General features: G+C 66.4%; 15 protein-coding genes. 8 read left to right on the plus strand and 7 right to left on the minus strand.

Translation table 11 applies throughout. From position 1 onward, the window contains the following. Positions 1 to 1,197, plus strand: coding sequence for an acyl-CoA dehydrogenase family protein (locus MUK71_RS01825; protein WP_227929343.1), 1,197 nt, complete (start codon positions 1 to 3; stop codon positions 1,195 to 1,197). Between the two features lie 211 nt (positions 1,198 to 1,408). On the opposite strand, the gene MUK71_RS01830 is transcribed toward MUK71_RS01825, so the two are convergent. From MUK71_RS01830 to MUK71_RS01845, 4 genes are read right to left on the minus strand one after another with little or no spacing between them, the layout of a single operon-like run. After that, positions 1,409 to 3,307 (minus strand): IucA/IucC family protein, encoded by a 1,899-nt coding sequence (locus MUK71_RS01830; protein ID WP_227929344.1) that lies wholly within the window; start codon positions 3,305 to 3,307, stop codon positions 1,409 to 1,411. Further along, complete coding sequence (locus MUK71_RS01835) at positions 3,304 to 3,840, minus strand: GNAT family N-acetyltransferase (protein ID WP_227929345.1); 537 nt, start codon at positions 3,838 to 3,840, stop codon at positions 3,304 to 3,306. Before MUK71_RS01835 ends, MUK71_RS01830 begins: the two co-directional genes overlap by 4 nt. Beyond that, positions 3,837 to 5,213 (minus strand): lysine N(6)-hydroxylase/L-ornithine N(5)-oxygenase family protein, encoded by a 1,377-nt coding sequence (locus tag MUK71_RS01840; protein ID WP_227929346.1) that lies wholly within the window; start codon positions 5,211 to 5,213, stop codon positions 3,837 to 3,839. The genes MUK71_RS01835 and MUK71_RS01840 overlap by 4 nt, the downstream gene beginning before the upstream one ends. Then, positions 5,210 to 6,754 carry a pyridoxal phosphate-dependent decarboxylase family protein gene (locus tag MUK71_RS01845; RefSeq protein WP_423724625.1) on the minus strand — a complete coding sequence of 515 codons (1,545 nt, stop codon included), beginning with the start codon at positions 6,752 to 6,754 and terminating at the stop codon, positions 5,210 to 5,212. The genes MUK71_RS01840 and MUK71_RS01845 overlap by 4 nt, the downstream gene beginning before the upstream one ends. Before the next feature lie 324 nt (positions 6,755 to 7,078). Here MUK71_RS01845 and MUK71_RS01850 point away from each other — a divergent pair, with 324 nt between their 5' ends. After that, positions 7,079 to 7,549 carry a hypothetical protein gene (locus tag MUK71_RS01850; protein WP_227929347.1) on the plus strand — a complete coding sequence of 157 codons (471 nt, stop codon included), beginning with the start codon at positions 7,079 to 7,081 and terminating at the stop codon, positions 7,547 to 7,549. A 43-nt stretch (positions 7,550 to 7,592) separates the two neighbouring features. Beyond that, entirely contained in the window at positions 7,593 to 7,898 is a 306-nt protein-coding gene (locus MUK71_RS01855) for a hypothetical protein (RefSeq protein WP_227904933.1), read from the plus strand. A gap of 21 nt (positions 7,899 to 7,919) precedes the next feature. Here the strand turns inward: MUK71_RS01855 and MUK71_RS01860 are convergent, their stop codons facing one another. Further along, positions 7,920 to 8,822, minus strand: a complete 903-nt coding sequence (locus MUK71_RS01860; RefSeq protein WP_227929436.1) for an RluA family pseudouridine synthase — start codon at positions 8,820 to 8,822, stop codon at positions 7,920 to 7,922. A gap of 80 nt (positions 8,823 to 8,902) precedes the next feature. Between MUK71_RS01860 and MUK71_RS01865 the strand changes: the two genes are divergently transcribed. Next, positions 8,903 to 10,429 carry a SulP family inorganic anion transporter gene (locus MUK71_RS01865; RefSeq protein ID WP_423724624.1) on the plus strand — a complete coding sequence of 509 codons (1,527 nt, stop codon included), beginning with the start codon at positions 8,903 to 8,905 and terminating at the stop codon, positions 10,427 to 10,429. A 14-nt stretch (positions 10,430 to 10,443) separates the two neighbouring features. Here the strand turns inward: MUK71_RS01865 and MUK71_RS01870 are convergent, their stop codons facing one another. Together MUK71_RS01870 and MUK71_RS01875 are read right to left on the minus strand one after the other, a co-directional pair. Beyond that, entirely contained in the window at positions 10,444 to 11,355 is a 912-nt protein-coding gene (locus MUK71_RS01870; RefSeq protein WP_227929348.1) for a serine/threonine-protein kinase, read from the minus strand. A gap of 160 nt (positions 11,356 to 11,515) precedes the next feature. After that, positions 11,516 to 12,043, minus strand: a complete 528-nt coding sequence (locus tag MUK71_RS01875; protein ID WP_227929349.1) for a MarR family winged helix-turn-helix transcriptional regulator — start codon at positions 12,041 to 12,043, stop codon at positions 11,516 to 11,518. A 163-nt stretch (positions 12,044 to 12,206) separates the two neighbouring features. On the opposite strand from MUK71_RS01875, the gene MUK71_RS01880 reads away from it, so the two are divergent. Genes MUK71_RS01880 through MUK71_RS01895 form a run of 4 tightly spaced genes read left to right on the plus strand, consistent with a single transcriptional unit; the run spans position 12,207 to position 16,843 of the window. Next, entirely contained in the window at positions 12,207 to 13,361 is a 1,155-nt protein-coding gene (locus MUK71_RS01880) for an ABC transporter substrate-binding protein (protein WP_227929350.1), read from the plus strand. After that, entirely contained in the window at positions 13,336 to 14,478 is a 1,143-nt protein-coding gene (locus tag MUK71_RS01885; protein WP_227904939.1) for a FecCD family ABC transporter permease, read from the plus strand. The genes MUK71_RS01880 and MUK71_RS01885 overlap by 26 nt, the downstream gene beginning before the upstream one ends. Then, positions 14,475 to 15,356, plus strand: a complete 882-nt coding sequence (locus MUK71_RS01890; RefSeq protein WP_227929351.1) for an ABC transporter ATP-binding protein — start codon at positions 14,475 to 14,477, stop codon at positions 15,354 to 15,356. Before MUK71_RS01885 ends, MUK71_RS01890 begins: the two co-directional genes overlap by 4 nt. Then, the gene (locus MUK71_RS01895; RefSeq protein WP_227929352.1) at positions 15,353 to 16,843 is read left to right on the plus strand and encodes a hypothetical protein; all 1,491 of its coding nucleotides are present in this window, start codon (positions 15,353 to 15,355) and stop codon (positions 16,841 to 16,843) included. The genes MUK71_RS01890 and MUK71_RS01895 overlap by 4 nt, the downstream gene beginning before the upstream one ends. Positions 16,844 to 16,877: the final 34 nt, after the last annotated feature.

A 16,877-nucleotide genomic window follows, 5' to 3' on the forward strand; every position in this document is an offset into this window, starting at 1 on the left:
ATGACGCACGCCCCGCAACTGAATCTGCCCGACGCCGACTTTTACGGTTTCGAAGGTCTGCTGAGTGAAACCGAGCAGGAGAAACTGGCGCAACTGCGCCGCTTCCTCGCCGATGAAGTGCTCCCGTACGCCGACACCTGGTGGAACGAGGCCCGCTTCCCGGCGGAGCTGCTGCCGAAACTGGCGGACCTGGGCCTGTCCACACCCGTACAGCAGGGGTACTCGCCGCTGTTCGCGGGACTGGTGATCGCGGAGATTACCCGTGCGGACACCTCCATTGCCACCTTCTTTATGGTCCACCATGACCTGTTTGTGGAGGCCCTGCATGCCTTCGGCTCCGAGGAGCAGAAGGACCGGCTGCTCGAGGACGCACGGGCCCTGCGCATCACCGGCGCCTTCGCACTGACCGAGCCTGAGCATGGTTCCGACGTCGCCGGCGGGATGGCCACCACCGCGGTGCGGGACGGGGACACCTGGATCCTCAACGGCACCAAACGCTGGATTGGCAACGGGACCTTCTGCGACTACATGGTCCTGTGGGCGAAGGAGCCGGGAACCGGCCGGACCCGCGGGTTCCTGCTGAACGCCAACCTGCCCGGCGTCACCCGGACCCGGATCGAAAACAAGACCGCACTGCGCACCGTGCAGAACGCGGACATTGTCCTGACCGATGTCCGCGTGCCCGAAGCGGACCTGCTCGCCGGCGTGGACAGCTTCGATGACACCAAGCAGCTGCTGCGCGGCTCACGGATCATGGTGGGCTGGCAGGCAGTGGGCGCGCAGATGGCCGCGTTCGACGTCGCCCGGGACTACGCCGTCGGGCGCCTGCAGTTCGGCCGCCCGCTCGCCTCCTTCCAGCTCATCCAACAGCAGCTGGTCCAGATGCTGGGCAACACGGTGGCCAGCACCGGAATGCTGGCACGGGTCACGGAACTGGAACACGGCGGCTACGCAGCGCGCAGCGGTTCACCCGGCGAAATGGCCCGGGCTGCACTGGCCAAGTCCTACGCCAGTGCACGGATGCGCGAAAGCGTGGCGATAGGCCGCAGCCTGCTGGGCGGGAACGGGATAGTCACGGATTACCGGATGGCCCGGATCTTCGCCGACGCGGAGGCGATCTACACCTACGAGGGCACCTACGAAATCAACAGCCTGATTGTCGGGCGGGACATTACCGGGGTTTCCGCGCTGCGGTAGTGCTCTGTCCCGTCCCGGCGCCTGCGGGGGCCTGGAACGGCGGCAACGAAATTCCGCGCTCGCAGAGCTCGCGGGAATATTAAAGCCGCCTTCCTCCAGGCCCCCTTCGGCGCCGCATTCGCTGCCGGTATGGGAGAAAGCGACCGGTTTGGGAAACCCCTGCCACTTCGCAGCGGAGGGATTTCCCAAACCGGCAGCAGACAGGGGTGGGCTAGTGCCCGCGCGACGCCGGACGGAACCCGGCCAGCGGGTTGGGGATGCGCCCGGAGAACTGCAGGCCGCCGGACGGATCGCTAAGGTCCAGCATCTGCTGGTTGTTGCGCAGCTGCAGGCGGTTCAGGCAGGAGAGGACGAAATCCTCCGCAAAGAGATCCGATGCCGCAAAATCACCGGCAAATTCGGGATGGGCGTCCTGGTACTGCGCCACGGTCTCGGCCACCTCTGCCCAGAAGTCCTGCTGGTCCAGGATGCCGTCCTCATGCAGGAGGGCGGACAGGAAGCGGAAGAAGCAGTCGAAGACATCAGTGAAGAGGGAGAGGACCTTTTCCTCCGCCGGGATCTGCACGCGGACACGGGATACCTCTTCGGGCAGTTCCACTTTCTCGCCCATCACCACAATCTCTTCGGCAATGTCCTTCATAAAGACCCGCTGCGGCACGCCGTCGCGCAGCACCAGGATCAGGTTTTCTCCGTGCGGCATAAAGGCCAGGTCATAGGCGTAAAAGCAGTGCAGCAGCGGCACCAGATAGGCCTCCAGGTACCGGCGGAGCCACTGCCGGGCGGGCAGACCGGACCGGCTGATGAGCGCCGAGGCAAACGGCGTCCCGGCCGCGTCCGTGTGCAGCAGGGAGGCCATGGTGGCCAGCTGCTCGCCGTTGTCGAGCTGGTCCAGCGGACTTTCCCGCCATAGCGCCGCCAGCATCTTCCGGTACGGGGAGCCCTTGGGCGCCGCGGCGTCGTAGTAGCGGTTGGTGTATCCGATGGCGGCCACCTCGCGCAGGATCCGGAAGTCCGCCGCCTGCAGGGCGGGATCCGCAGAGACCAGGCCGTGCAGCCAGTCATTGATCGCCGGGGTAGCCACCATGTACTCGGGGGAGAGGCCGCGCATAAAGCCCATGTTCACCACGGACAGTGCGGTCTTTACGTAGCAGCGGGAAGGCTTGGACCGGTTGAAGAAGGTACGGATGGACTGCTGGGCCTGATAGGTGTCCTCGCCGGTGCCCAGATGGACAATGTGCCGGTTGGCGACGTCGGCGGCGAAGGTGACGCTGAGCTTGTTCCGCCACTGCCAGGGGTGGACGGGCAGATAGTAGTAGCCGGCCGGGTCCAGGCCGGCGGCGGCGAGGGCCGACTCAAAGGCCGCGAGTGTGGCGGCGCCGAGTTCCTTGTGCAGATGCCGCCGGTAATCCATCCCGGCCACCGCAGTGAACCGGGTCCGGTCCGCCCGTACCGCGATCCACTCCAGCCGGATAGGCGCGCCCGCTTCCGGGGCGTAGGCCAGGTAATCACCGGATCCGAACCCCAGCCGCCCGTTGTTGGCCACAAAGCAGGGATGCCCCTCGGTCATGGAACGCTCCACGGCCTGGAAATCCGCTGCCGGATCCGCGCCGCCGGTAAGACCGGCTGCCAGCAGCCCGGAGTCCGGAGCATCGGGGGCATCCTTGAACGCGGCGGAGGCGAGCGTGGAGGAAATCTCCTCCAGGTACACGGGCAGCATCTGCTCATTGATGCCCAGCGTGCCGGCGAATTCGGTGATGAAATCCAAGGCGTCCAGGGCAGCGCCGGCCCCGTCCAGGGTGCGTTCGATGCTCTCGGCGGCGACATTCCAGTGCTGCAGCGCAAGCACGGTGGCCCGGAACCGGTATACGGCACGGCCGTCATCCGACGTCAGCCGGAACATGCCGTCCCGGCCGGTTTCTTCCAACGGCTGCAGGATGCGCTCGTGGGAGAACTCGGCAATCGCCTTGCGAACCAGATGCCGGTTGGCGCGGTTCCAGCGCTCGGGCGTGAGGTGTGCGGTGGTGCCGGGTGAGGTGGTGCCGGGTGAGGTGGTTTCCGGGCCAGGGGCCGGGGCAGCGGGTGTGGCAGCGGGGGCGGCTGTGCGTGTCACGGGGTAACTCCTTTGAGCGCAGCGGCGAAGCCGGCGCGGGTGCAGAAACTGAGGCTGGCGGTTTTGTCCGGCAGTTCGATGAGCCGGTCCGGGACAAATCCGAAGCGGGCATTCAGGGCGGCGATCTTGGTGTTGCGGACATCCGGCTCCACGACAATCCGGTCCACGGCGGGATCGCCGAAGAGGAACTCCAGCACGGCGCGGAACACAGCGGATGTGAAGCCCGGCTGCGGTGCATCCGGCGGCCCCACCAGCAGATGCATTCCCAGATCGCCCTTCTCCACCGGATAGGTTCCGGCCAGCGGGGAATGCGCCGGGGCGTAGCTTTCCGCCAGGAACGCCGGGGTGCCGTCCTCCCCGCGGCCCAGCCAGGCATGGTGGTGCGGGTTGGCGGCAATGCCGGTGTATTCGCGTTCGACGTCGGTCACAGAGGCATTGAGCATGCCCCAGAACCTTGCGTAGTCCCGGGTCATCCAGCTGTGCAGTAGCGGGGCGTCGGCGGCGGGGTTCACGGGAGTGAAGCTGAAGTTCATGCGCGGGCCTCCGACTGCTCGGCAGGTTCGTCTTGGACCGGCACCGCGGTGTTTTGCGGGGCGCCGAACTCCTGGAAGGTGATGGAGGTTTCCACGGGGTAGACCTCCCGGCCCAGCACGGCGCGGATAATCGCGGAGTTGCGGTAGGCGGCCATCCCCAGGTCCGGGGTGACAAAACCGTGGGTGTGCAGTTCGGCGTTCTGCACGAAAATTTCGGCCGGTTCGGTGCCGATTCCGTACCAGCGGTCGACGTCGAAGCGTCCCGCGGCGTCACGGCGGATCCGCTGTGCGATGCCTGTCAGGAACTCCGGTTCCCGGTAGGTGTAGCCGGTGGCCAGGACCACGGCGTCACTTTGCAGGCTGAACGGGCGGTCCTGCTCGGTGTGGTGCAGCTCCAGCGTGGATGCTCCCGTCGCGGGGTTGACTGTTGCCCCGCGCAGCTCCAGGTGGGTGAGCAGCCGGGTCCGGGGTTCCGCGCGCAGGCTCTTGGCATACAGGGTGTCGTAAATGGTGTTGATCAGATCGGAATCGATGCCCTTGTACAGGTTCTTCTGCTGCGCGATGAGCCGGTCGCGGGACGCCCCGGGCAGGGCATGGAAGTAGTCGACATAGTCCGGCGAAGTCATTTCCAAGGTGAGCTTGGTGTACTCCAGCGGGAAGAACCGGCCGGACCGGGTGACCCAGTTCAGCTCATACCCGTGGCCGTCCATCTCCTCCAGCAGGTCCAGGTACAGCTCGGCGGCGCTTTGGCCGGACCCGACAATGGTGATGGATCGCTTCTGCTGCAGCTCCTGTTTGCGTGCCAGGTAGTCACTGTTGTGCAGCACGGTGGCGCCGGTCTGCCGCAGGGATTGCGCGGCGGGCGGCAGGTAGGGCCGGGTCCCGGTGCCCAGCACCAGCCGCCGGGTCCGGTACCTCCGGATGCCTGCCGCGCTCTGTGCGGTCACCTCGTACACGGATTCGCCGCCGTCGGACAGGTGCACGATGCCGGTGACCCGGTGCCCGAACCGGACGCCGGGGAGCTGATCGGCTACCCAGCGGCAGTACGCGTTGAACTCAGCCCGCAGCGGATAGAAGTTCTCCCGGATGTAGAACCGGTACAGCCGGTTGGTCTGCTTGAGGAAGTTCAGGAAGGAATAGCGCGAGCACGGATCGGCCAGCGTCACCAGATCGGCCATAAACGGCACCTGCAGGTGCGCGGACTCGAGCATCATGCCCGGGTGCCAGTCAAAGCCGCTGCTGCTGTCCAGGAACAGGGTGTTCAGTTCCGGCAGGGGATCAGTGAGTGCGGCCAGACCCAGGTTGAAGGGCCCGACGCCGATGCCCAGCAGGTCATAGAGTGGTTCGGTTGCAGCGGCTTCCGCGGCGCTCATGCTGCGGCTCCGGCGAGGTAGTCGGCTCCGGCACGGCGAATGAGCGCGAGGATCTGGCGCATGTCCTCCAGCGTGGTGTCCGCGTTGAGCAGGGTGAACTTCAGGAAGTGCCGTCCGGCCACAGTGGTGCCGGCCACGAGCGCCTTGCCCGAAGCGGAGAGGGCCCGCCGGATGTGCAGGTTCAGCGCGTCGGACGTCTCCTCATCGACCTTCCGCCCGTCCGGGCCGGCCGGCCGGTACCGGAAGACCAGTGTGCTCAGCTGGACAGGTGCTGCGGTGTCGAAGTCCGGGTCGGCTTCCACCAGCTCCCCGGTGGCGGCTGCCAGATCGATGGCCGCGTCGAGAAGTGCGCCCACGCCGTCGGCCCCCATGATCCGCAGGGTGAGCCAGAGCTTCAGTGCATCAAACCGGCGGGTGGTCTGGATGCTCTTGTCCACCTGGTTGGGGATGGCGTCCCGGGCGGCGCTTTCGGGATTGAGGTAGTCGGCGTAGTAGGTCACGTGCCCGAGCATCGCGGCCTCGCGGACCAGCAGGGCGCTGGAGCTGACCGGCTGGAAAAACGTCTTGTGGTAATCCACCGTGACTGAGTCTGCGGCGCCGATGCCGTCGAGCAGGTGGCGGTGGCGCCGGGAGGTGATCAGCCCGCCGCCGTAGGCTGCGTCCACGTGCAGCCATGCGCCGTGCTCCTCGGCCAGCCGGGCGGTCTGAAGCAGGGGATCGATGCTGCCGAAATCCGTGGTCCCGGCGGTGGCGACCACCGCCATGGCGCGTTCGCCCCGTGCAGCGCTCGCGGACATGGCTGCCTCGAGGGCCTGCATGTCCATGCGGCGGTTGGCGTCGCACGGAACCGGAATGACGGCGTCGTACCCCAGGCCCAGCATCGATGCGGATTTGCGGATGCTGAAGTGGCTGGCTTCCGAGGCGAAGATACGCAGCCCGCCAAGCAGCTCGGGCAGCCGCCGCCCTTTATGGCCGGGGTCCGTGCGCAGCGCTGCCACCGCGCGGTTCCGTGCGATCAGCAGTGCCTGCTGGTTGGAGGCGCTGCCCCCGCTGGTGAACACGCCGTCGGCCTGCGGTCCGAGTCCGAGCCGGTCTGCGGTCCAGCGGATCAGCCGCTGTTCAATCAGGGTTGCGCCGGCGCTCTGGTCCCAGGTGTCCATGGAGGAGTTCACCGCTGAAAGGATCGCCTCGCCCACCAGGGCAGGGATAACCACGGGGCAGTTCAGGTGCGCGGCATATTTGGGGTGGTGGAAGTACACGGCATCGCGCAGGTACACCGATTCCAGCTCGGCGAGGGCCGCGGCGGTGTCCGGCAGCGGGGTGTCCAGATCCACGCCGGCCACGGCCGGGGCCAGATCTGCCGGCGCAATGCCGCTGAACGGGCCGGCAGCGGTTTCGACTTTTGCCGCGACTGCATCGATGGCCAGACGCATACCGGCGGCATAGCGGGCGCTGTTGCCGGCATTGAACAAATGCCCGCCTGCGAAGGCCTCGTCAACGTGGAAACGGATGTCGCCGGACGGGCCGGCGTGATGCAGCAAGGACACTGCGGACTCCCTTGAAAGTGCATTTCGGAAAGGTAACGAAGAAACAGTGGACCACTCGGGCGAATTACGTCAATATTTCATGACGTAATTCAGAAAAGCCCGGGAATCCGGGGTGGAATGGAGGTCATAGTTGTCCCAATCCCGGGTTGCACGGGCATAATGACGCGCGCGGAACCGGCCTGCAGATGCAGTGAACAGCAGGGTGTACCCGGCGGTTCGCATCCCCTGCGGGTGGCACCGGCCCGGATGAATCAGTAGGCTTACTAAATGGGCCGCACGGGTTGCGGTCCGGTTTCCCGGACGTGAAAGGCAAGGTTTATGAGCGAGCAGAGCATTCCTGATCCCGAACTCGGCGACGATCCGGTTCTGGCCGACGACGTCGCAGCGGTTGCCACCCCGGACGAACTGACGGTGGTCTCCGAAGACGAGCTGCTGGAGCAGGACCAGCTGACGGACGCCGAAGACCTCACCTATCCCGGCGCGGCCGAAGACAACCCCGACAACTGGCAGGCAGACCCGCTGATCCGCGGAGAAGCTCCGCTGGATGAGCCCGGCGCCCTCTCCGACCAGGCCCTGCGCGAGGAGACGGCTGAGGAACGCTTCCTCGACGGCGAGAGCCAGATTCCGCCGGAGGAACCCACCATCGGCGAAGCGGCGTCCGACGTTGATTTCGGTGATCCGACCGTGGGTGACGAGGAAGACGCCAGCGACGACCCGGCGCACCTCGGTGGCAACCCCCTGGCCGATTTTGATCCTGAAGACGTGCCGGACCCGGACGCAGAGCGCTAATTCCTGCCCAAGGTCACTCCCGGGGCGGCACTAGGCTGGTTCCATGCCTTCTTTCCGTGTGCAGTTGAACATCCTCGGTCTGAAGCCGGGCAACCCGCCCGAGGCAGTAATGGAAACAGCCGTCGCCGCCCTGGGATCGGCCCACCATGTTGAGGCAAACCAGCTGGACATCGTCTCCGGGGTGCCGCGGATTACGCTGCGGTTCACCGTCCCGGATGACGAATTCTCCGTGGAAAACTCCCGCGCCCGCCGTGCCGCCATCAACATGCGCGCCGCCGTCGAGGAAGTAGCCAACGGCCGGGACCTTCGGGTGCTCCGCCGGATGCGCGGACGCTGGACGGTGCTGTAGGCACCGGAAGGCCCAGAAGAATCAGCCGGGAAAAGCGTCTAGGGAAAGCCGGCTGCGGTACTCCACCGGCTCACGGGTCAGCGGATCCGTAAAGCGCACCGACCGGGCCAGCAGCTGCAGCGGCCTGGCATAGTCATCCGGTGCCTGCGGCAGCAGTTCGGGGTAGAAGGAATCGTTGAGGATCCCGATGCCCTGGGACGCCATATGCACCCTGAGCTGGTGGGTTTTGCCGGTGTGCGGGGACAGCCGGTACCGGCCCAGTCCGTCCCGGCTTTCCATCAGCTCAATCAGGGTTTCCGCATTCGGCTCGCCGTCCACTTCCTGGGCCAGCAGATAGGTGCGGGACTTGATCATGCGGCTGCGGACGGTCAGCGGCAGCGCCAGGTCCTCGCGGACGGGGGCCACGGCCTCGTACTCCTTGCTGATCCGCCGTTTCTCGAACAGGATCTGGTACCTGCCCCGGGTCTCGGGGTTGGTGGAAAACAGCAGCACGCCGGCCGTCATCCGGTCCAGCCGGTGCATCGGAATCAGGTCCGGGATTCCCAGCTGCACCCGGAGCCGCACCAGAGCCGACTCGGCCACATACATCCCGCCCGGCGTCGTCGGCAGGAAATGCGGCTTGTCCACCACCAGCAGGTTCTCGTCATGGTGCAGGATGCCGATGTCCACGGGTATCCGCTCTTCCGGCGGGAGCTCACGGTAGTACCAGATGAAGGTGTGCTCGTTCAGGGGCGTGGCTGCGGTCAGCGGAACACCGCCCAGGCCCACCACCTCGCCGCGCTCAAAACGGTTCACAATCCCGTCCGGATCCACATGGCCAAAACGCTCCAGCACATAGTCCATGGCGGTCTTCCACGGCCCCTCTGGCGGCAGGCGCAGGCGGGTGGCATTGACTCCGTTGCGCACGGGAAGCGGGGATTGCATCACGGTTTCAGGATATCGGGTGCCCGGGCTTAAATTTGGGCTGGGCCTTTCTGCCCGCGAACCCTGCGAAACGGAGCCCGGTGGCCACCAAACCAGTTATTCCTCCTGCTGAGCCGAGCACGACGACGGCGCTGACGCCCGAAGAGCGCCAGTCCGTCCTGCGCACCCTGCGGTCACCAAAACTGCTCAAAACCGAGGTCCTGGCCGGGCTTGTCGTGGCCCTGGCGCTGATCCCCGAGGCGCTGGCATTCTCCGTGATTGCCGGGGTGGATCCGCGCATCGGCCTGTTCTCCGCCTTCACCATGGCCGTGACCATTTCCTTCCTCGGCGGCCGCCCGGCAATGATCTCCGCCGCCACCGGCGCCGTGGCCCTGGTCATCGCACCGCTGGTGGCATCCCACGGCGTGAACTACATGATTGCCGCCGTGCTGCTGGCCGGCGTCGTCCAGGTGCTGCTGGCCGTGCTGGGGGTGGCGAAACTCATGCGCTTCATTCCCCGCCAGGTCATGGTGGGCTTCGTCAACGCGCTGGCCATCCTGATCCTCGTTGCACAGGTGCCCGAGCTGCTGGGCGTCCCCTGGCTGGTCTACCCGCTGGTGGCGCTGGGGCTGCTGATTGTCTTCGGCCTTCCCCGGCTCACCACAGCGGTACCGGCATCCCTGGTGGCCATTGTGGTGCTCACCGCCATTACCGTCGGAGCGTCCCTGACCGTGCCGACCGTCGGGGACAAAGGCGAACTGCCGGAAAGCCTGCCCTCCCTGCTGCTGCCTGACGTCCCGTTTAGCCTGGACACCCTGCAGGTGATTTTCCCCTACGCCCTGGCCGTGGCGTTTGTCGGACTGCTGGAATCCCTCATGACGGCCAAGCTGGTGGATGACGTCACTGACACCCGCTCCAATAAGACCCGGGAAGCCTGGGGCCAGGGAGCGGCCAACATTGTGACCGGATTCTTCGGCGGGATGGGTGGCTGCGCGATGATCGGGCAGACCATGATCAACGTGAAGGCCTCGGGCGCCCGCACCCGGATTTCCACCTTCCTCGCCGGCGTGTTCCTGCTGGTACTGGTGGTGGTGTTCGGCGATGTAGTGGCGGTCATTCCCATGGCCGCCCTGGTGGCCGTGATGATCTTCGTGGCGGTGGCCAGCTTCGACTGGCACAGCATCCGCCCGTCCACACTGAAGATGATGCCGAAGAGCGAGACCGCCGTTATGCTCGCCACCGTCGCCGTCACGGTCTGGAGCCACAACCTGGCCATCGGCGTCGGCGTCGGAGTGCTCGTGGCCATGGTGCTCTTCGCCCGGCGGGTAGCCCACTTCGTCACCGTGGACCGCACGGTTGACGACGACGGCGCCGTGGCCACCTACACGGTCAACGGCGAGTTGTTCTTCGCCTCCTCGAATGATCTCTACTCCCAGTTTGAGTATGTCCGCGATCCCGCCCGTGTGGTCATTGACCTCAGCGGTTCGCATGTCTGGGACGCTTCCACGGTGGCCGCCCTGGATGCGGTCACGGAAAAGTACCGCCGGCGCGGAACCGAAGTGCAGATTGCCGGGCTCAATGACGCCAGCGTGCAGATGCGGAATCGGATGACCGGCCGGCTGGGATAGGCGTGTTCCCCGGGCTAGGCTGCCCGGGAACCGCTGTGGTCCGCTGCCAGGGCAACGAACGCCTGCCGGCACTGGTTCGCCGTCGGCCGGTCTGTCGGTTCCAGGGCGGTCATGGCAGTGAGGAGCTGAATCCAGCCGGCGGGCAGCCCGGCGGAAATCTGGGGACCCCGGACCGTCCGCACCACCATGGATTCAACCTGCGGCAGGTCGAAGGCACGGACACCCGTGATGGACTCCAGCAGGACGAGTCCCAGGGAGTACACGTCGGTGGCGCCGGTCAGGTCTGTTCCGTGGACCTGTTCCGGACTCATATACGGCAGGCTCCCGTAGGACTGCTGCTCCCCGCCGCCCTGGGCGTCCACGGCTGTTCCCAGATCGGCAATCTTCGCGGTCCCCGACCCCGGGTCGAGCAGGATGTTTGAAGGCTTGATGTCCCGGTGGATGTAGCCCGCTGTATGCACTGCCGACAGACCCTCCGCAAGCTGGCGGCCGAGGTCCGCCGCTGCTGAGGGAGAATACGGTCCGAACCGGGCGACAGTCCGCCGAAGGTTCTCGCCGGGGACCAGGTCCATGACAAGGTAGGGCGTCTGCACGCCGGTCTCCGGATGGCTGATGGCGCCGTGGGCAACCAACTGGAGCACATGATCGCTGCTCACTGCCGCCAGGGCTGCTGCCTCCCGGGACGCTTCGTGACCCTCGGGCGAATGGCCGAGTGGTGCAGAAAAAATCTTGACGGCCACTTTGGACAGCGATGCCAGATCAGTCGCCTGCCAGACGTAGGCGGCGGCGCCCCGCCCAATGGGCTCATCCAGGCAGTACCGGCCGTCAAAGAGTACATGGGCACTGAATCCGGAGCTGTCTGTTTGGCCCTTCTCTGCGGGCAGGGACCGGGAAATCGCCGTCGATGCAGCCCCCGCTCCGGCCATGTTGTCCCCCAGTGATTCGTAAACCTTTAGTTAGTTTATCTAGATAATAGCAAAGCGAAAGGTAATCCGGGCGTATGTATGTCCATTGAGGGGGAGTGGCGGTGTCTGGTCTGGCCATCCCGAAGCGGGTGGCATTTCCGGCGGAGCCGGGTGAAGTGGCCTAAGGGGTGGGTGTCGGGGCGGCGTCCGCCGGTGGCTCTTCCAGTGAATCCCGCAGCCGGTTCATAAAGCGGATGACGACGTCGGCCTCGGCGGGGGAGAGTTCGGCGGCGGCCTGCATCATGCGCCGGTGCATGTCCCCAACGGTCTCCCGGACTTCCTCATCGGACGTTTCGGTAGGGACAATCTCCCAGGCTCGCCGGTCATTCGGGCGTGCGCGCCGCTGGACATAGCCACCACGTTCCAGGCGGTCAATCAGCGCCGTGGTGGAGGCAGTGGAAATGCCCAGCAGCCGGCTGAGGTCCTTGGGTCCCAGGCTTCCGCCCGCCTGGCGTGCCTGCATGAGGTAGCGCATGGCAAGCAGGTCATTCTCATTCATGCCCATGGAGTCCTGGGTGCGCCGGCGGATCTGCGTTTCGGTGGCACGGTAGCTCCGCACGGCGTCGAGTACGTCGCGGGCCCGCGGGTGCTCCGGATCCGGGGTGTACCAGTACCCGCCCTGATCGCCGGGCTGCTGGGGGATGTCCATTCGCCCAATCCTAGTCCTCCTGAAGGCTAGCCCGGCTAGGGAACGGTGCGACACAATTCACACTGTAATTAGGACATAAAAATATGAGCTAATGCGTTCGGGTGTGGTCTGATGTTGTTTGTCCGATTTAGGACAGCCTTACTTCAGAGTGATAGGAACACCCTTGCCCGCACCCAGCGTCCCGCCGTCCATGTCCTCCATCGGGCCTTCGCGCCGAACCGTCCTTGGCGGAGCCGGTCTGGGCTTCCTTGCCCTGGCGCTTGGCGCCTGCTCATCCCGGGAGACCGTGGGTGCGGGCAACCCGGCAGCCTCCGCCGGGTCCGGAAGCTTCACCGTGACGGACATGCGCGGCGTGCAGGTGTCCTTTGACGCTCCGGTGCAGCGAATCGCCACCACCGTGATCCCCTCCCCGTCCATGCTGGCTGCCGTGGACGGCGGCTACGGCCGGATTGCGGGCATCAATGAGTCCACCCTGCAGGCCAACCAGCAGGGCCTGTTCGGCGAGATGTTCCCGGAATCAAAAAAGACCACCACCATCTCCCCGTCCAGCTTCACGCCGAACATTGAAACCATCACCGACCTGGAACCCGACGTTGTTTTCCAGTGGGCGGACCAGGGCGACGGCCTCGTGGAGCCGCTCGAAAATGCCGGGTTCAAGACCGTCTGCCTGCTCTACGGCACACAGGAGTACCTGGAAACCTGGGTGTCCCTGTTCTCCACCATCCTCGGCAAGCCAGGGCGCGGCACCGAAATTGTCGATTGGATGCACACCGAAATCTCGCGGCTGCAGGAGGAACTTTCCGGCGTCACAACGCCCGTTCGGGTGGTGCACCTGGGCCAGTCCGGTGACGGCTATTCGGCCTCGAACAAAACCTCCTACATGCACTATTGGATGGAACTGGCCGGCGGGCAGAACATGGCCGCAGACAACATCTCCGCCGAGAACGTGGTGAGTGCCGAACAGCTGATCGAATGGGATCCGGAGGTCATCACACTGGGCGGCTTCGACGCCCGCACTCCTGCAGAGGTCTATGCGGACAAGTCCCTTGCCTCGGTGTCCGCCGTGAAGAACCGCCGGGTCTACAAGGCCCCACTGGGCGGTTACCGCTGGGAGGTGCCCTGCGCGGAGTCGCCGCTGATGTGGCAGTGGGCGGCGGAAATCTACCACCCCGACCGCACGGGCCACACACTGCGTGCCGCCATGAAGGAAAAGATCAGCTACCTCTACGGATACGACGTCTCCGAAGGGCAGATCGACGCCGCCCTGCGGCTGGACATGAACGGTGCCAGTGTTGGCTACGACGTCTTCCGCCGCTGAGATGGGCACGGCACCCGCCGCTGGTCCCGCGCGGAAAGTCCCCGCACCACCGGCCGGAGCACGCCGCGGAACCCCCACAGCTGCACGCCGCCGGCTGATCCTGCTGCTGTGCTTCCTGATCCTCTGCACGGTGGCCCTGGTGTCCATGGCCGCCGGCCGCTACTGGGTTCCCCCGAACGAGATCCTGCGCATCCTCGCCAATGAGGCCACCACCGTCTTTGGCGGGGAGGGAATGCTCCGGCGGACCTGGACTGACCAGGAAGCCACCGTGGTCCTGGACGTGCGGCTTCCGCGCGTGCTGCTGGCCTTCCTGGTGGGCGGGGCACTTTCGCTGGGAGGTGCCTGCCTGCAGGCACTGTTCCGCAACCCGCTGGTCAGCCCGGACATTATCGGCGTCACGGCCGGGGCATCCTTTGGCGGCGTGCTGGTACTGACCCTTGGCCTCTCCGGCGGCTGGATGGTGGGCGGAGCCTTCGGGTTCGGCCTCGCCGCCCTGGCCGGCGTGCTGCTGCTGGGCCGGCTGGGCGGACGGGACAACGCGATGCTGATGATTGTGCTCGGCGGAATTGTGGTGGCAGCCTTCTTCAACGCCCTGGTCTCCTTTATGACCTACATAGCGGACCCGTACTCCGAACTGCCCTCGATTGTGCACTGGCTGCTGGGCTCCATTGCCGCAGCGAGCTATGACAAGGTGCTCACCGCCCTGGTCCCGGTGGCGTTGGGCGCCGCCGTCGTGCTCGCCCTGCGCTGGCGGCTGAACGTGCTCTCGCTGGGCGACGACGACGCCGCCGCGCTGGGCGTGAACCCGCAGCGTTCGCGCGTGCTGCTGTTGTGCGCCGTCGCCCTGATGACCGCCGGGACAGTGGCCGTGGCCGGCGCCGTCGGCTGGGTGGGATTGGTGGTTCCGCATCTGGCCCGGCTCTGGGTGGGGCCGGATCACCGGGTGCTGCTGCCGGCGTCGCTGCTGCTGGGCGGCACGTACCTGATGCTCATTGACACCCTCAGCCGCTCCATCACCAGCAGCGAACTGCCGCTGGGCATCCTCACCGCCATTATCGGCGCGCCCGTTTTCGTGGCGCTGCTGGCCCGATCACAGAAGAAAGGGCAGGTCTCATGACCGTACTTTCCATGCCGCGCCCCGCGTCCGGAAACCAGGGGCAGGACCCGCTGATGCAGGTGGCGGACCTGGGGTTCCGCTACTCACGGCTGCGGCCCTGGCTGTTCCGCAACCTGGGCTTCACACTGCAGCCCGGCGAAATCCTTTCCATCCTGGGGCCCAACGCCCGGGGCAAGACCACGCTGCTCAAATGCCTGGCCGGCCTGCTGGCCCCGCGCGAAGGATCCGTGTCCTGCGCCCCGGGGATCGGCTACGTGCCGCAGGACCACGGCGCAGGGCCTTCCTTCAGCGTCGCCGAAATGGTGCTGATGGGCCGCACCCGGCACCTGCGGGCCTACCAGACTCCGCGGCGCGAGGACCATGACGCCGCCGAGGCCGCCATGGAGCGGGTGGGCGTGGCCGCCTGGGCGGAACGGGACTACTCCGAGCTGTCCGGAGGGCAGCGGCAGCTGGTACTGATTGCCCGGGCGGTGGCCTCCGGCTGCGAGCTGCTGATCCTGGACGAGCCGGCCTCCGCCCTGGACCTGAACAACCAGTCCCGCGTGCTGGCGGTACTGTCCGGCCTGGCCTCCGACGGTATGGGCATCATCATGACCACCCACCACCCGGACCACGCCCTGCACGTGTCCAAAAATGTGCTGCTGTTTGTCGGCAGCCATGACGTCCGCTGGGGTCCCACCGATGAACTGCTTACCGGCCCCGCCCTGTCCGAGGTGTACGGCCTGCCCATCTGTACCCCCACCGTGGGAACCGTCTCGGGCGAACGCGTGATCGCGGTCCCGGACTTCGGCCCGTCCTGCCGCGCCTGCCCGGTGCCCGAAGCCGTTGGGGCACCGTTGATTGACCTTCCCCTGCCTATCCGAAAGGACCTTCCGTGATTATCCGACTGATCGGCGGCACGCCCATGCGCGGTCAGGCCGACCCGTCCTGGCGCGGTGCCATCTCCGACGCCGATGCCTACGACCTGACCAACGACGCCGCGCGGGCCCGGATTCTCTCCGCCAACGGCTTGGTGATCAGCGGCGGTGTGGACCACCTGCTGCTGGGCCGCTACCGGGAGGAACTGACGGCTTTTGTCCGCTCCGGCGGCCGGGTGCTGGTCAACGGCCAGGTGGTCAAGCCGTTCATCGACGGGCTGGCCGTGTGGCGGAAGCTGGAATTCCGCGGTGCGCAGGATGTCCGTCCACACGCCGTCAGCGAGCATCCGGTCTGGAACGGGATCGATGACCGGGACCTGCACTACCGCACCGGCGTGCCCGGTATCCACAGCTATGAGCGGCTGGAGGAGATAGGCGTAGCCGGTTTCTACGGCCGCGGCTACCACCTGGACCTGCCCGAAGGAGCCCAGGTCATCACCGGCATTGGCTCCTACCGGCTGCCGCTGGACTACGCCTACCGCATCGGCGCCGGCGAAGTGCTGGTGCACGGCGGCAATGACCTGGAGAGCTTCAGCGACGACGGCTACAGCACCCGGGTGCTTGGCCCGAACCTGGTGGCATGGCTCGAAGCGGGACGGAACGACGGCGCACGGAACGATGGCGGACGGGACGGCGGGACCAGCGTGCGCAACGGCGCGCAGAACGGCGGCACTGATGCCGCCGTCGTCCGCGTTCTCCCCGCCGCCGCCCCGGCGGATGCCGCCGTCGCCCGCGCAGCCCGCGATGCTAGGGTTTCCCGCGAATCCCGCGAATCCCGCGAATCCCGCGAATCCCGGGCACCGGGTGCTGCGCCGCGGATCGGGCTGCTGCACTGCGGCGCCTTCCAGCCGCTGCGCACCCTTGCTGATCCGGCGCTGGCACCCTACCGGCTGGAATCCGTGTACCTCCCGGACGCTGATCCGGCCGTGCTGGCGGACCTGGACGTGGTGCTGGTCAGCGACCGGCTGCACCAGGGCCAGCTGGAGCGTTTTGTCCCGGCACTGCTTGCGGCGCTGGAGGATCCGGGGAAAACGGTGATCGTACTGGGCGAAAACAAGGTGGAGCAATGGCTGCCCGGTGTTGGCTACACCTTCCGGCCCACAGTGTTCTGGAAATGGCGCACGGGCGAGGACAACGGCACCCGGCTGCGGCTGCCGGAGGACCCGATGTGGGAGTTCTTTACCCCGTGGTCCGTGTCCTGGCACCATCACGGATTGCTGCACCCGCGCCCCGGGGCCCGGTCACTGGTGGTCATGGAAGAGGACGGTGCCGAGGTGGGGACCCTGATGTATGTGGATGAGGTCAACCAGCCCGCCCGTCTGCTGGTGACCACCATGGACCCGGTGTACCACCACGGATCCGGGTTTATGCCCGGGGCCTCACAGCTGCTGTACTCACTGCTGCGCTGGGTGACCGCCACACGTTCGTCCGCGGGGAAACACCCCTGACCTGCGCTTGCGGGGGACGGGGGGACTACAGGGT

The sequence above is a fragment of the Arthrobacter zhangbolii genome (assembly GCF_022869865.1).
Classification (GTDB): domain Bacteria; phylum Actinomycetota; class Actinomycetes; order Actinomycetales; family Micrococcaceae; genus Arthrobacter_B; species Arthrobacter_B zhangbolii.